The sequence below is a fragment of the Streptomyces sp. NPDC055287 genome (genome assembly GCF_053646035.1).
Genome location: NZ_JBSHNE010000003.1, coordinates 193739 through 208217, shown reverse-complemented (window position 1 = coordinate 208217; position 14479 = coordinate 193739). Strand labels below are relative to the sequence as shown.

Genomic DNA, 14479 nt, shown 5'->3' with positions numbered 1-14479 from the left:
GTCAGGAATGACCGCGGCCGCCGGCCGAAGCCATGCCGAGCCAGGTGTGCGGGTTTCCCTCCCAGCACCACCCCAGTTTCGGAGCGCCCTTGCTGATCCACAGGGCCGGGACGCGGCGGTCGCCGAGGCGCGTCCCGCCCAGCGAGAAGCATTTGTTCTTGGCGAGAGCCCGGGGGTACTGGGTGATGAGCGCAATGCCCTCCTCGATGGTGAGCGGCGTACGGTCCCGCTCCGCGATAGCCTCCAGCGCGTTCAGCGGAACGACGCCACAGAATTCCTCGCCCCGGTCGACGTCGAAGGCGACGTACACCTCCCCTTCGGGGACGGCCAGTTCCTTGAGCGTGACGAATCTTTCCAGTTCACCGGGTGCGTAGAAGCGTTCGATGACTCCGGGGGCACTCTTGCCGGCGAGCGTGGTCAGCGGCACCGACTCCTCGAGGGGGACGAGCGCCCTGGTGACCACCAGCAGGAAGGGGATCTTGCCCTCGGCCGGCGGCTCCAGCGTTGCCGCCCTGGCGAGAACGGTGGCGCGCAGTGGTTCGACGAGGCCGCGGAACGCGGTCTCGGTCATCCCTGCGAGGGCCGGATATCCCATGTCGGCCAGCGTGTCGACCTGGCGGTCGAATTCGGTGCCTGCGTCGAAATCGGTCATGTGGGGCCTTCCTGCGTTGACCGGGCGGAACTGGCCACAGAGTCTTGATGCTCGGTGGAAATTTGCTACGGACGTAAACTTAGCCCCGGCGTCGATCATTCGTCAAGCGCAAACTTGCCACGGATGTAAGATTGCCCCATGAGTATCGAACCGATGGGGCTCCGCGAGTCCAAGAAGCAAGAGACCCGGCAGCTCATCTCCGACCACGCGACCCGGTTGTTCATCGAGAACGGCTTCGAGGCCACGACGATCGCCGAGATCGCCGCGGCCGCCAGGGTCGCCAAGAAGACGGTCACCAACTACTTCGCCCGCAAAGAGGACTTGGCCTTCGATCATCAGGACGAGTTCGTCGCGGGGCTCGCCCGTACGGTGGCGGGCCGGGCCGAGGGGGAGTCGGCGCTCGCCGCGCTGCGGCGGGCGTTCCTCGACGCAGCGGAACGGCACGACCCGGTCACCGGGTTCTCCGGAGAGGTGTTCGCCCGGATGATCGCGGACAGTCCCACGCTGCTCGCCCGCCTGCGCGACCTGCAGGACCTGCGGGAGGGCGCGCTTGCCGGGCTCCTCGCCGCGGAGACCGGGGTCGCGCCCGACGACATCATCCCCCGGGCGGCGGCAGCCCAGATGGGTGGCGCGCACCGCGTCCTGTTCCAGCACATCCAGGAGCTCACGCTCGACGGGCGGAGCAACGAGCGGATCGCCGAGACAGTGACGGCCTCGGCCCACCGCGTCTTCGGCCTGCTGGAGGGCTCGCTCGCCGGGTATGCCGTGAAGTGAGTACGGCGGGGTGCCGAGGGCGCCCCGCCCGGCGGCCCCGGCGCCAGTCGGCGTATTGTCACGTTATGGGTGCATCCGCGTGCCGCCGGAGGAGAGTGAGCGCATGCAGGGCTCTGCCGAATCCGGAGTGCGGCTGCTGGAACCGGTCACGACCGACATCATCCGTGACACCGGCGCGTCCGCCGCCATGGTGTACCTGTTGCCGCCGGGGGAGAGTGCTCTCCATCTCGCCGTGCTCGGCGGAGTCGCCCGGGAGTTCACCGCGCCGTGGGAACGGGTCGCGCTGACGGATCCGATTCCCGTGGCCGACGCCGTGAAGGAACGGCGCTTGATCTGGATCGGCGGGCAGGAGGAGATGGGCCGTCGCTACCCGAGGCCGGCGCTCGTCCTGCCCTACCAGTTCACCGTGGCCGCCGCCCCCATCGCCCAGGGCGCGACACCCCTGGGAGGGCTGGTGCTGCTGTGGCCCGGCTCGTATCCGGAGCAGCTCGGGGAACGGGAACGCGAGGCGGTGCGCACCGGGTGCGAACGCCTCGGTCGGCTGATCCTGCACGCCGCCGAAAGCGGCAGCCCCATGCTTCCCGAGCATCGGCCCCGCATGCTCCCGCTGGCGGAAGGCCGCACACCCGGCCCGGCCGAGGCCGCGGCCGCGGTGGCATTCATCGACCGCCTGCCGGGCGGCAGCTGCGGGCTGGACCTGAACGGCCGCATCACCCTGATCACTCCCGCATCCGCCGAACTTCTGGGGGTCGACGCCGACGACCTGGTGGGAGCACTGCCGTGGCAGGCGCTGCCCTGGATGGACAACCCGACCGTCGAGGACCGCTACCGCGCCGCGGTGATCAGCCGCCAGAGCACGTCCTTCACCGTCCTGCGCCCGCCCTCCCACTGGCTGTCGTTCGACCTCCATGCCGACGCCACCGGCACCAGCGTGCGGATCACGCCCACCACCGCACCGGAGAACAGTGACGACGTTTCGAGCCCGCCCGCTTCCGCGTCGATGCCGAGCCGGGCGACCGCTCTCTATCACCTGATGCACCTGGCCGCCACGCTCACCGAGGCCGCCGAGGTACGCGATGTCGTGGACCAGGCCGCCGACCAGCTCATCCCCGCCCTGGGCGCCCAGGCGCTGACGATCTTCGTGGCGGAAGAGGGACGCCTGAAGGTCGTCGGCTACCGCGGCCACACCAGCGAACTCCTGGACCGGTTCGACGCCGCTCCCCTCGATTCCGACGCCCCCAACGCGCGAGTACTGACCACCGGAATGCCTCTGTTCTTCGCCAGCCCCGAGGAACTCCACCGCGCCTGTCCCTCCGCCGTCATCCTGGGAGACATGCAGGCGTGGGCCTTTCTGCCGCTGGTCGCGTCCGGCCGCCCCGTCGGCTCCCTCGTCCTCGCCTACGCTCGGCCCCACCCCTTCGCCCCGGGGGAACGCGCCATCCTCAGTTCACTGGCCGGCCTGATCGCGCAGGCACTCGACCGGGCACGTCTCTACGACGCCAAGCACCAACTCGCCCACAGCCTGCAGGCCAGCCTCCTGCCTCACACGCTGCCCCACGTCGAGGGACTCGACGTGGCAGCCCGATACCTCCCCGCCGGACACGGCATGGGTGTCGGAGGGGACTTCTACGATTTCATCCGCCTCGACGACACGACCGCTGCCGCCGCCATCGGAGACGTACAGGGGCACAACGTCGAGGCAGCCGCCCTCATGGGGCAGGTCCGCACCGCCGTTCACGCCTCGGCGGGTGCGCCGCCCGACGAGGTCCTCGCCCGCACCAACCGGCTGCTCACGGACCTGGACACCGGCCTGTTCACCAGCTGTACGTACGCACACATCGACCTGGCCGACCGCCGCATCCAACTGGCCAGCGCCGGTCACCCCCCGCCTCTGCTCCGCCACCCCGACGGACACACGGAGGTGGTACCGGTCCCAGCCGGGCTGCTCCTGGGGATCGACCCGGCGGCCCGGTACCGCACGCTGGACATGGCCCTGCCCGCCGGCTCCGTTCTGGCGTTGTACACCGACGGCCTGGTGGAAGCACCCGGCGTCGACATCGACCACGCCGTCTCGGCGCTGGCCCAGCGCCTGACGCAGTGCCGTGACCGCACCATGGCCGCCGTGGCCGACACGCTTGTCCGGCGCCCCGAGACCCCCTCCCACCACGACGACATCGCGCTCCTCCTGATCGGCACCGACCCGGACGGAGGCTGAGGACTGGTCGTCGGCCGCCCGTGCCGCCGCCCGCGGACGTCCCTCGCGATCCCGCCAACTTCGGGAGCAGGGCCTCGTCACATCAGGAACGGAAGGCCATCATGCCGTCCATGCCGACTGTTTCCCCCAGCTCGCTGCCCGTCATCGATCTGTCCACGGCCGACGCCCCCGCGACCCGGGCCGCGTTTCGACGCCGCCTGCACGACGCCGCTCACGAAGTCGGTTTCTTCCATCTGACCGGCCATGGCGTCAGCGCGGCTGAGATGGACCGGATCTCCGGTCTGACCAGAGCGTTCTTCGCACTGCCGGAGGCGGACCGGGTCGCGGTCAGCAACCTGAACTCGCCGCACTTCCGGGGCTACACACGGGTCGGCCACGAGCTCACCGGCGGCCGGTCCGACTGGCGCGAACAGCTGGACGTGGGCGCGGAGCGGCCCGCTGTCGCGGTGGGCCCGGGCGACCCGGCGTACCTCTGGCTGGAAGGCCCCAACCAGTGGCCCGCCGCGCTGCCGGAGTTGCGGACCGGCGTACTCGCCTGGCAGGAGCGGCTGGCCACGGTGGCCCACCGGCTGCTGCGGGAGCTGCTCGCGGCCGTCGGAGCGCCGGCGGACTTCTTCGACGAGGCCTTCGCCGACCGCCCGCACCTGCACACCAAGCTGATCCGTTACCCCGGATCCGCTCCCGTCGGCGGCGGTCAGGGCGTGGGCGCGCACAAGGACTACGGCTTCCTCACGCTGCTGCTCCAGGACGGTGTGGGCGGGCTCCAAGTGCGCCGCGGCGACGGCTTCCTGGATGTGCCGGCCATCCCGGGGGCCTTCGTGGTCAACCTGGGGGAACTCCTGGAGATCGCGACCGAGGGTTACTTGTCGGCCACCGACCACCGGGTCGTCAGCCCGCTGGGAGCGGTGGAACGCTATTCGGTGCCGTTCTTCTACAACCCGCGGCTGGACGCGGTCATCGACACGGTGCCCGGCCCCTATCTGCGGCAGGCGCCGGGCATCAAGCACGACCACACCAACCCCCTGCACGCCGAGTACGGACGCAACGAACTCAAGGGCTGGATACGGGCCCACCCGCAGGTCGCCCGCCGCCACCACCCCGAACTGGCGGCCGGCTGAGGCCCGGTGGGGCGTCCGGGTCCGGCGGGTGGGCGGATCGAGTACAGCGCGGGGCACGCACTCTTGACGGCGTCGGGAAGTGCTCCGACACTCGGGGCAGACACACCGGGCGAGCAGACACAGCGGGCGAACAGGCGGACGTGATGGGGCTTTCAGCGACGGGTGCGGGCTGCGCCGTACGGCTGCCGCTGCTGCTGACCTCACGCCGCCACATCGATCTGCTGCGTGTGTGCAGCGCGGCGAGTACAGCCCGCCGCTGAGCCGTCAAGGAGCAGCGCTGCGGGCACAGGGCCGCCGCAGGCGTCATTCCCTTCCTCACACACGCACTTCGACCTGCCCCAGGAGACGTATGTCCGCCACATCCTCCACAGCCGTGTCCGTCTTCCGCGGGAGGATCGGCCGTGACGCCCGCAGCGGTCACTACGCCGTACCGCACCGGTACCGGCTGTACCTCTCGCCCGCCTGTCCCGACAGCCTGCGGATCGCGGTGGCGCACAGCCTTCTCGGTCTCGGGGACGTACTCCCGGTGACACTTCTGCCCGCCACGCCCGACGAACAGGGCGGTGGGTACTCCGTCCTGCGGCCGTTCTACGAGGCCAGTTCGCACCACCATCCCGGACCGGCCACCGCGCCCGCGCTGGGCGACAACTGGACCGGTCGGATCGTCAGCACCCACACGCCGGACATCCTGCGGGACCTGGCCCTGCGGTTCGGAGGCGACGGCCCCGACCTCTACCCGCAGGACGCGCGGGACGACATCGAGGCGATCGGCCGGCTCTGTGACGCGGGCATCGGCGCCGCCGCGCAGCACGCGGGTGAACTGGGCATCGACGGCCGTGATCACGAAGCCCCTCTGCGGACGCTGCTGGGGGCGCTGGACTCACTCGAGCGACGACTGAAGCACCAGGCCCACATCTCGGGCACCGGCATCACGGCGGCCGACGTGGACGTGTGGGTGGCGCTGGTGGAACTGGACTGCGTGCACCGCTGCCATCTGGACGCGGCAGCGGTGCACCGTATCGCCGCCCGGTCGGGCCTGTGGGCATACGCCCGGCGACTGGGGGCGCACCCCGCTTTCGGGCCGCACCTCGACCTGGCCGCCATCGCCCGTCGGCACCACGCCCGCTGCCGGGGCCGCGAGGCGGCGGGTGCGGCCGTGCCGATCGTGGACTGGGCGGCCCACGTCCCTCGCGGGACCGCCCGGCAGCCCGGCTGAGCCCGAGCCCGAGCCGGCGGACCCAGCGCTCATCCCGCACCCGCCGCTCATCCCGCACCCGCCGAAGTCCGGCTCAGACACGGCTCCGTGACGCGTACGCGCGTACGTCGGCGTCCGGGTCGCCCGTGGCCGTCGCCAGTGCCGCGCGGGCCCGGTCGTCGGCCCGGTGCCGGAGCAGGGCGAGCACCGCGGCCTTGCGGACATCGGCGTTGGCGTCGTCGAGCGCCTTGGCCAGTGCCGGGACCGCCACCTCGGGATCCGCCGCGCTCAGGGAGGCCGCCGCTCCCGCGCGGGCGCGCCAGGCCGCGTCGGCGAGGGCCGAAACGGCCGTGTCCGCGAGGGCGGGTGGGCAGCCTGTCGAGCCGAGCGCCTCGAACGCGGCGGCGCGCACCAGGGGATCGTGGTCGCGTACCAGCCGCGCCAGTGTCCCGAGGACGCTCACCGGGCGGTCGGGCGCGGCTTCGTCGTCCGCTGTGCCGTACGCAGCCGAGGCCGCCACCGCCGCCAGACCCTTCGCCGTCGCGACCCGCACTTCGCGGTCCGAGTCCCCCGCGGCCGTGGCCAGCGCCTCCACGGCGTTGACCGAGACCAGGGCGTGGACCGTTTCGACGCGTACGGCCAGATCGGGGTCCGCCAGGCCGGCGGCGAACAGGCCGGCGTCGCCGAGGCGCAGAGCGCGCAGTACGGCCGAGGCGGCCGTACGCACCACCGGGTCGCCGGACGCGTGCGCTGCCACGAGCAGGTCCCGCAGTTCCGGTTCCGGCGCCAGCGTCTCCACGAGTTCGCGCAGCGAGTCCGCGGCGGCCGCCCGCACTCCCGCGTCGGAGTCGGCCAAGGCCCCGGCCAGCGCGGGGCCGGTGCCGTCCGGTGTGGTCTCCGTGAGCGTCGCGACCGCGGCGCGGCGCACCGCCGGGTCGGGGTCCGCCACGTACGGCGCGAGTGCGTCCAGTGCGGGCTGTCCGTCGGCGAGGGCCAGGAGCTCCAGGATGCGCGGAGACGCGGTCGCGGGCCGGTGACTGGTGTGTACGGGCGCCGCGGCGAGACGCGAGCCGGTCGGCGCGACCTCGCGCGGGCCGGCCGTCGCCACCTGTTCCAGCGCGATCTCGCCGAGATGCCGGGACGGGCCGCCGACCGGGGCGTACTCGTCGACCGGGACGAGGTACGGCTCCACCGGCCGGGCCGTGAACTCCATCGCCCCGGAGGGGGACTTGCGCAGATCCAGATGGTGCAGCCAGTCCTGGTCGTCCTGGCGCGGATGGTCCGTACGCTCGTGGTACAGCCCCCAGCGCGACTCCGTCCGTGCCAACGACGCACGGGCCGCCATCTCGGCGCAGTCCCGGATGAAGCCCACCTCCGCGCAGCGCATCAGTTCGTGCGGGGTCGCCGCGCCCATACCGGCGATCTCGGAGCGCATCCGTTCGAAGTGCTCCACCGCGAGGGACAGCCGGGCGCCCGACTTGGGCGGTGCCACATAGTCGTTCACGAAGCGGCGGAGCTTGTACTCGACCTGGGTCTGCGGCGGGCCGTCGGGGTGGCGCAGCGGCCGGTAGATCAACTCATGCGCGTCCCGCAGCTGTTCGGAGGACAGCTCGCCCTTGTACGCCCGGTTCCGCGAGGCGTCCTCGCCCGCGAGGTCACCGAAGACGAACGCGCCGATCATATAGTTGTGCGGGACACAGGCGAGGTCCCCGGCGGCATACAGGCCGGGCACGGTGGTGCGGCCGTGGTCGTCCACGCGTACGCCCGAGGCCGAGTGGCCGCCGCACAGGCCGATCTCGGAGATGTGCATCTCGATGTCGTGGGTGCGGTAGTCGTGGCCGCGGCCCGCGTGGAACGTGCCCCGGGTGGGGCGCTCGGTCGAGTGCAGGATGCCTTCCAGAGCCGCCACCGACTCCTCGGGCAGGTGGCTGAGCTTGAGGTAGACCGGCCCCCGGTCGGACGCCAGCTCGTCCCTGAACTCGGCCATCATCCGGCCGGACCAGTAGTCGGAGTCGACGAACCGTTCGCCGTGCCGGTTGACCTGGTAGCCGCCGAATGGGTTGGCGACATAGGCGCAGGCCGGACCGTTGTAGTCCTTGATCAGCGGGTTGATCTGGAAGCACTCGATGCCGGTGAGCTCGGCGCCGGCGTGGTACGCCATGGCGTACCCGTCACCGGCGTTGGTGGGGTTCTCGTACGTGCCGTAGAGGTAGCCGGAAGCGGGCAGGCCGAGCCGGCCGGCCGCGCCCGTCGCGAGGATCACCGCGCCGGCCCGTACGGTCACGAACGCGCCGGTACGGGTGTGGAAACCGGCCGCTCCCACCGCCCGGCCGTCGTCGCCGGTCAGCACGCGCACCGGCATGACGCGGTTCTCGATACGGATGCGTTCGCGCATCTCGCGGCGGCGCAACTGCCGGTAGAGGACCTTCTTGACGTCTTTGCCCTCGGGCATGGGCAGCACGTACGAGCCGGAGCGGTGCACCTGGCGGACCGCGTAGTCACCGTGTTCGTCCTTCTCGAACTTCACGCCGTACGACTCCAGGCGTTTGACCATCGCGAAACCGCGGACCGCGGTCTGCCGGACGGTGGACTGGTCCACGATGCCGTCATTGGCGCGGGTGATCTCGGCGACGTAGTCGTCGGGTTCGGCGTGGCCGGGGACGACGGCGTTGTTGACGCCGTCCATGCCCATGGCCAGCGCGCCGGAGTGGCGGACGTGCGCCTTCTCCAGGAGCAGGACGTTCGCGCCGTGCTCGGCGGCGGTAAGCGCGGCCATCGTTCCCGCGGTGCCGCCGCCGATGACGAGGACGTCGCAGGAGAGTTCCTCCGCGTCCGTGAGGGAGGGGATGTCCATGGTGCTTGCCTCTCAGGTACTGAGCGATGCGAGAACGGCGCGGCGCAGGGCGTCGGTGGCGGAATCGGTGAGGTACGCGCGGTCACGGGGATGCGGAACGGGGAGAACGCGGCCCGTGCCCAGGAGCGCGACCCGGTCACCGAGGAAGACCGCCTCGTCCACGTCGTGCGTGACGAAGACGACGGTCGCCCCGGTGCCGTGCAGTACGTCGATCAGCAACTGCTGCATCTCCGACCGGGTCTGGGCGTCCAGCGCACCGAACGGTTCGTCCATCAGCACGGCCCGCGGCGCGCCCGCGAGTGCCCGGGCGAGCTGCACCCGCTGGCGCTGCCCGCCGGAGATCCGGTGCGGGTACGTGCCCGCGTGCTCCCGGAGCCCCACCCGCTCCAGCCACCGGGCGGCGACGGCCCGCCGCTCGGCCCGTGCCACCCCTCTGATCGCCAGGGGCAGTTCGACGTTGCGGCGTACGGTCCGCCAGGGCAGCAGAGCGTCCTCCTGGAAGACGAGTGCCCGCTCGCCCCCCGGCCCCGTCACGGCCTGCCCGTCCTGCGTGACCTCCCCGCCGAGCGCGGGCAGCAGCCCGGCGAGCGTGCGCAGCAGAGTCGATTTGCCGCAGCCGGACGGTCCGACGACGGTCAGGATCTCCCCGGGCACGACATCGAGGTCGAGCCCGTCGAGAACGGCGGCTCCGGCGTGTCCGAGCGCCGCGCCCCGCAGAGTGAGGCGCGCGCCGGGAGGAGAGAGCTGCTCGCGGGCTTCGGTGGTCGCGGTACTGGTCATGAGGCTTCCCCTCGTACTCGGCCGACGGGCTCCGGCAGGGCGGACCCGGGGCGCGGTGCGGTGCTCGGCGCCGGGCGGGCTCCTCGCCCCTGGAACGCCGGCTCCCGGGATTCCGTCCGGGGGAGCCACCGTGTCAAGCGGCGCCCCACGACCTCCACGGCCATCGACGTCAGCCAGCCGAGCAGCCCGATCGTCACCATGCCGACGAACACCCCGGAGTAGTCCACGACGGTGTAGTCCTGCCAGGTGCGGTAACCCACCCCGTACTCCCCGGAGATCATTTCCGCCGAGATCACGCAGATCCACGAGACCCCGATCCCCACCGAGAGGCCGCCGAGGATCCCCGGCAGCGCTCCCGGCAGTACGACCGAGCCCAGGACACGCCACCGGCCCCCGCCCATCGTGCGGACCGCCTCCTCCCAGACCGGGCTGAGCGCCCGCACCGCGTGCCGGGTGGAGACCATGACCGGGAAGAAGGCCGCCGTGAAGGTGATGAAGACGATTCCCTGCTCATTGCTGGGGAAGAGCAGGATCGCCACCGGTACCAGGGCGATCGCCGGGATGGGACGCAGTACTTCGAGCACCGGACCCAGCACGTCGGCGGCCAGCCGCGAACGGGCGACCGCCGTGCCGACGACCACGCCCGCGACCGCCGCCAGTACGAACCCGGTCACGATACGGGTGAGGCTGTCGGTCAGGTCCTGCCAGTACGTGCCGCCGCCGATCCGCTGCCCGAAGGTCCGGGCCACATCCGTCACGGTCGGGAACTGCTCGAACCGCAGCCACACACTGACGTCGTACGAGGTCAGCAGGTGCCACGTCCCGAGGGCGCCGGCCAGCGACAGGACGCGCAGCGCGGGCCGTGCCGTCATGACGCACCCCGCAGCGCATGGCGGTAAGGGACCGTTCGCGCACCCGCGTGTCCGGCGACGTAAGCCTCGGCCGCGGACGGTGTGACGAACGGCAGCAGCTTCGTACTGTCCGCCACCCACACCGCCTTGTCGGCGAACCACAGGGTGCCGGTCGTGGTGTCGGGGACGTACGCGGCGCGCACCGAGCCGCCGGCGTCGGCCACGGCCCTCAGCAGCCCGGCGGGGGTGCCGAAGGACTTGGTGGTGCCGTCCTTCAGCCACACTTCGCCGCGCGGCGCGCGAGCCCGGGCGTCACACGCCTTCGCGTACCTCTCGCCGTACGCCCGCTTCACGTACTGCTCGTCGACGAACGCGTCGACGTCCACGTCCCCGACGAGCCCGGCCGACTTCAGGACCGGTACGTCTTTCTCGAGGGCGTCCACCAGCGCCGGTTTGAGCGTCGGATCGAAGGTGGCGATTCCATTGGCGCCGTTGTAGAGATACACGACTTCGGCGGGCAGCCCGGTGGCCCCGGCCACCGACTCGGCGGCCTCGACCGGCTTCTCGCGCAGATGGCCGGTGGCCCGGATCTGCGCGCTCAGGAACGCTTCCAGCACCGCCGGACGCTCCTTCGCGAAGGCCTCGCGCACCGTGACACCGTGGAAGGTCGGCAGGGCCAGTTCGGCGCCGTCGTACAGGGCCTTGGCCCGGCCCTGGAAGGCGAGCAGTCCGGGCCACGCGACGAACTGCGAGAGCGCGTCCGCGCTGCCGGACTGGAGGGCCGAAGCGCCGACGGCCGGCTGCTGGTTGAGCTTGCGGATGTCCTTGCCCGGGTCGATGCCCGCCCGCTGAAGGGCCCGTACGAGCGTGCCGTCGGCCGCCGAGCCGACCGACGTCGACACCTTCTTGCCCCGCAGGTCCTCGAGGGAGCTCAGTTTCGAATCCGGCGCGGTGACAATGGTGTTGAGGCCGCCGCGCAGGTTGTAGCCGGTGACGGAGACCAGCCGGGTGGGCCGGCCCAGTTGCTTGCCGCGCGCCGCGTTGATCAGGAGGGGAAAGTCACCCATCGAACCGATGTCGACCTTCCCGGCGGTCATCTGGGCGGTGATCGGCGCCCCGGTGGCGTAGTCCTGCCACCGCACCTTGTAGGTGACACCGTCCCGGGCGCCGCGCTTTCTGAGCTCCTGCTCGAAATAGCCGAGGCTGCGCAGGAGGGTGCCGGCGGTGACGGTGTTGATGGTCTTGGACTGGTAGCCGACGGTCACGGTGACCGTGCGGGAGTCGCCCGCGGTCGCGTTGCCGCCGCACCCGGTGGCGAGGGTGGCGGTCAAGACGGTGGCGAGGGCGGCGGCGGGAAGTGTGGTGCGGTGCATGGGCTTCGGGCCTCTCAGCGGAGCAGATAGGGCATGTTGACCTCGACCGCGCCGGTGGGGCACCGGGCGGCGCAGGGGCCGCAGTACCAGCACTCGTCGACGTGCATGTACGCCTTGCCGCTGTCCGGGTTGATCGCGAGCGAGTCGAGCGGGCACATGTCGACGCACAGCGTGCAGCCGTCGATGCACTTCGACTCGTCGATGGTCACGGGCACGTCGGCACGCTGGGGCGCCAGAGGCATGGCTGTCTCCAGGAAGGGAGTGGGCGAAAGGGGAGAGCGGGCGAAAGGAAAGGGGGAGGACGGGTGAAAGGGGGAACCGGGGCTCAGGGGGAGCGGTGCAGCAGCCCGCTCATGGTGATGCGGTCGCCGCGGAAGCGGATGAACTCCAGGTCCACGGGCCGCCCGTCGCGCAGGTGGGTGAGCCGCTCCAGCATGAGCACGGCCGCACCGCGCGGGGCCTCCAGCACGGCGGCGGAGTGGGCGTCCGCGTTGACGGCTTCCAGGGTGATGTCGGCCGTGCCGAGCGGCTGCCCGCTGAGCTCCTCGATGAGACGGAACACGTCGTTGTGCTCCAGGTCGCAGTCGAGAAGGCCGAATCCGATGTCCATCGGGATGTAGGTCAGGTCGAGCGAGAGCGGCAGGCCGTTCAGCCGGCGCAGGCGCTCGACGCAGAGCACGTCGGAGTGTTCGGCCAGACCCAGCCGCCGCGCCACCGGTCCGGGAGCACAGACCGGGCCCGCCGTCCGTACCTCATTGGTCACCTCACCGTGCTCGTGCAGGGTCTCGGCGAGCCCCTGGAGCCGGTCCAGGCCGTGCGGGTACTTCTCGGACACCAGGACCGTCCCCACACCCGGCTGCCGTTCCACCAGTCCTTCCGCGCGCAGCAGGTCCAGGGCCTGGCGCACGGTGTTGCGGGACACGCGGAAGTCCGCGCCGATCCTGCCCTCCAGCGGGAGGACGCCGCCGGGGAATCCGACGGTACGTGCCTGGTGCCGCAGCAGGTCGGCGAGCTGCCGGGCGCGGTCCGCGCGCAGCCGTCGCCGGCGGGCGGCGGCGACAGGTACGGCGTGTTCACGGATGCGTTCGGCTGGCATGCGACGGACCATACCGACGCTGCCCGCGCAATGGTGTTGCGGCAGTATTGCGCCACTTCCAGCCTCTGCCGGGACCCCTGTGACCTGCGTGTCAGCGGCGCCGGGCGGAAGATCTGCCACACGCCGCCGTCAGCACGGCCGACGCCACACCCCGAGGTCCAGCTTCTTGCGCATCGAGCTGAGGCCGAGCTTTCCGGAGCGCTCGCAGAAGTCGCCGGCCGGCAGTGCGTACTCCACGTGCAGGACCGCTTTGCCCGCCTTCACGAAGGGGGTGAGCGCCGCGCATTCGCCGTACTGCGCGCACTCCTCGTTCACCGCGAAGTCGAAGTCCTCCACCAGCGCGGGGATCTGGGGCAGGTCGTTCTTCAGGCCCACCGACATGCCGCGAGCGTGGGCGAGGCCGGCGAGCATGCGGTTGTACGCGAGCTGGTGGTCCGCGGTCAGGGGGAAACCGGTGTCGTTGAGGTAGCCGTCCATCAGATCGGGCTCGACCGCGTCGAAGCCCTTCTCGCGGCACATGTCGAACCGCTCGGCCATCAGCGGGCGCAGGACGTCCAGACGGCGGATGTCGAGCCAGCGTTCGCCTGCCCACCCGTTGCCGCGCCCCCGGACGTCGGCCGGGAAGTCCCGGCGGTCGGGGCGGTACGACTCCCAGGCGCCCGCGTTGATGTAGCAGATGACCTTGCGGCCGTCCCTGTGCAGGCGGCGGACCGTTTCCGCGTCGTTCTCGAACCCGTCGATGTCGTAGACGGGCACGTCGACCCGGTGGTCGACGCGCCCGTCGAGCTGCCACTGCCAGGCCGTGCCCACGGCCGGGCGCCACCGCTGGGCCGGGGGCTTCCCGGACCCGGGCCCGGAACAGGCTGCCAGCAGTACGAGAAGCAGCAGGCAGAGCGGACGCGAGCGGGTCATGGAGCCTTCCGGTTCAGGACGGGCGGCAGGAGAGACCAGGGATTCGGCCCGTGGCCGGGGACCGCGCAGTGCACGGCGGCGCGACGCAGCGCCGCCGTGCGCGCGGCCAGGGCGCACAGCCCGGCCGGTACGCCGTGGATCAGGTGGCAGAAGCGTTCCGGCGGGTGCGCGGCGGTCCAGGGCGGTGCGACGGGCGCCGCCGAGTACGCTGCCCAGTCGCCTTCGAACGTGACCAGGAGATCGGCGACCGCCGCGTACCCCGGGGCCGGATGGACGCCCGGGTTCAGCACGACCGTACGGCCACCGCGGGAGCGCGCCGCCCGGGCGATGCGCCGGTAGTGCCGCACCGCGCCCGGTTCGCAGGCTGCCTGGTCCAGGAAGAAGCCGTCGGTGGCGTACCAGTCGCGGTAGCGGTCGAAGTCGGCGGTGACGGCCCGCAGCGGCCGGTGCCCGTAGTCCGTGTCGGCGTACCCGAGCAGCGGCACCCCCGCCGCCCGCAGAGCGCGGGCGGCGGCGGCGAACGACGGCTCCGGCGCTGCGCCGGGGCCGTCCGCGATGTTGAGCACCACGCCGTACAACAGCGGCGCGGACTCGACGAGCGTCCACCAGGCGCCGGGGTCGACGGCGGGGTGGACGTACATGGGCACGAGCAGTTTCGC

General features: G+C 71.7%; 13 protein-coding genes. 4 read left to right on the top strand and 9 right to left on the bottom strand.

Annotation, left to right across the window (positions count from 1 at the left end; genetic code table 11):
* Window position 1: 1 nt before the first annotated feature.
* The gene (locus ACWIHY_RS07120; RefSeq protein WP_454374606.1) at window positions 2-652 is read right to left on the bottom strand and encodes a DUF5701 family protein; all 651 of its coding nucleotides are present in this window, start codon (window positions 650-652) and stop codon (window positions 2-4) included.
* A gap of 138 nt (window positions 653-790) precedes the next feature.
* Here ACWIHY_RS07120 and ACWIHY_RS07115 point away from each other — a divergent pair, with 138 nt between their 5' ends.
* From ACWIHY_RS07115 to ACWIHY_RS07100, 4 genes are all read left to right on the top strand, one after another.
* Window positions 791-1426, top strand: a complete 636-nt coding sequence (locus ACWIHY_RS07115; protein WP_454374605.1) for a TetR/AcrR family transcriptional regulator — start codon at window positions 791-793, stop codon at window positions 1424-1426.
* Between the two features lie 103 nt (window positions 1427-1529).
* A complete protein-coding gene (locus tag ACWIHY_RS07110) occupies window positions 1530-3641 on the top strand; it encodes a SpoIIE family protein phosphatase (RefSeq protein WP_454374604.1) in 2112 nt (703 codons plus the stop codon).
* Window positions 3642-3751: 110 nt separating this feature from the next.
* The gene (locus ACWIHY_RS07105) at window positions 3752-4759 is read left to right on the top strand and encodes an isopenicillin N synthase family dioxygenase (RefSeq protein ID WP_454374603.1); all 1008 of its coding nucleotides are present in this window, start codon (window positions 3752-3754) and stop codon (window positions 4757-4759) included.
* Window positions 4760-5108: 349 nt separating this feature from the next.
* A complete protein-coding gene (locus ACWIHY_RS07100; protein WP_454374602.1) occupies window positions 5109-5975 on the top strand; it encodes a glutathione S-transferase C-terminal domain-containing protein in 867 nt (288 codons plus the stop codon).
* Between the two features lie 73 nt (window positions 5976-6048).
* On the opposite strand, the gene ACWIHY_RS07095 is transcribed toward ACWIHY_RS07100, so the two are convergent.
* The 8 genes from ACWIHY_RS07095 to ACWIHY_RS07060 form a co-directional block, all read right to left on the bottom strand.
* Complete coding sequence (locus ACWIHY_RS07095) at window positions 6049-8808, bottom strand: fumarate reductase/succinate dehydrogenase flavoprotein subunit (RefSeq protein WP_454374601.1); 2760 nt, start codon at window positions 8806-8808, stop codon at window positions 6049-6051.
* 12 nt (window positions 8809-8820) lie between these two features.
* The gene (locus ACWIHY_RS07090) at window positions 8821-9588 is read right to left on the bottom strand and encodes an ABC transporter ATP-binding protein (protein ID WP_454374600.1); all 768 of its coding nucleotides are present in this window, start codon (window positions 9586-9588) and stop codon (window positions 8821-8823) included.
* Window positions 9585-10460: an ABC transporter permease gene (locus tag ACWIHY_RS07085; RefSeq protein ID WP_454374599.1), complete on the bottom strand. Its 876-nt coding sequence runs from the start codon at window positions 10458-10460 to the stop codon at window positions 9585-9587. The genes ACWIHY_RS07090 and ACWIHY_RS07085 overlap by 4 nt, the downstream gene beginning before the upstream one ends.
* Window positions 10457-11812: an ABC transporter substrate-binding protein gene (locus ACWIHY_RS07080; RefSeq protein WP_454374598.1), complete on the bottom strand. Its 1356-nt coding sequence runs from the start codon at window positions 11810-11812 to the stop codon at window positions 10457-10459. Before ACWIHY_RS07080 ends, ACWIHY_RS07085 begins: the two co-directional genes overlap by 4 nt.
* Window positions 11813-11826: 14 nt before the next feature.
* Window positions 11827-12054, bottom strand: a complete 228-nt coding sequence (locus ACWIHY_RS07075; protein WP_064067780.1) for a 4Fe-4S dicluster domain-containing protein — start codon at window positions 12052-12054, stop codon at window positions 11827-11829.
* Window positions 12055-12137: 83 nt separating this feature from the next.
* Entirely contained in the window at window positions 12138-12908 is a 771-nt protein-coding gene (locus ACWIHY_RS07070; protein WP_454374597.1) for a GntR family transcriptional regulator, read from the bottom strand.
* A gap of 129 nt (window positions 12909-13037) precedes the next feature.
* Window positions 13038-13820, bottom strand: coding sequence for an endo alpha-1,4 polygalactosaminidase (locus tag ACWIHY_RS07065; protein ID WP_454374596.1), 783 nt, complete (start codon window positions 13818-13820; stop codon window positions 13038-13040).
* Window positions 13817-14461 carry a spherulation-specific family 4 protein gene (locus ACWIHY_RS07060; RefSeq protein ID WP_454374775.1) on the bottom strand — a complete coding sequence of 215 codons (645 nt, stop codon included), beginning with the start codon at window positions 14459-14461 and terminating at the stop codon, window positions 13817-13819. The genes ACWIHY_RS07065 and ACWIHY_RS07060 overlap by 4 nt, the downstream gene beginning before the upstream one ends.
* Between the last annotated feature and the right edge of the window lie 18 nt (window positions 14462-14479).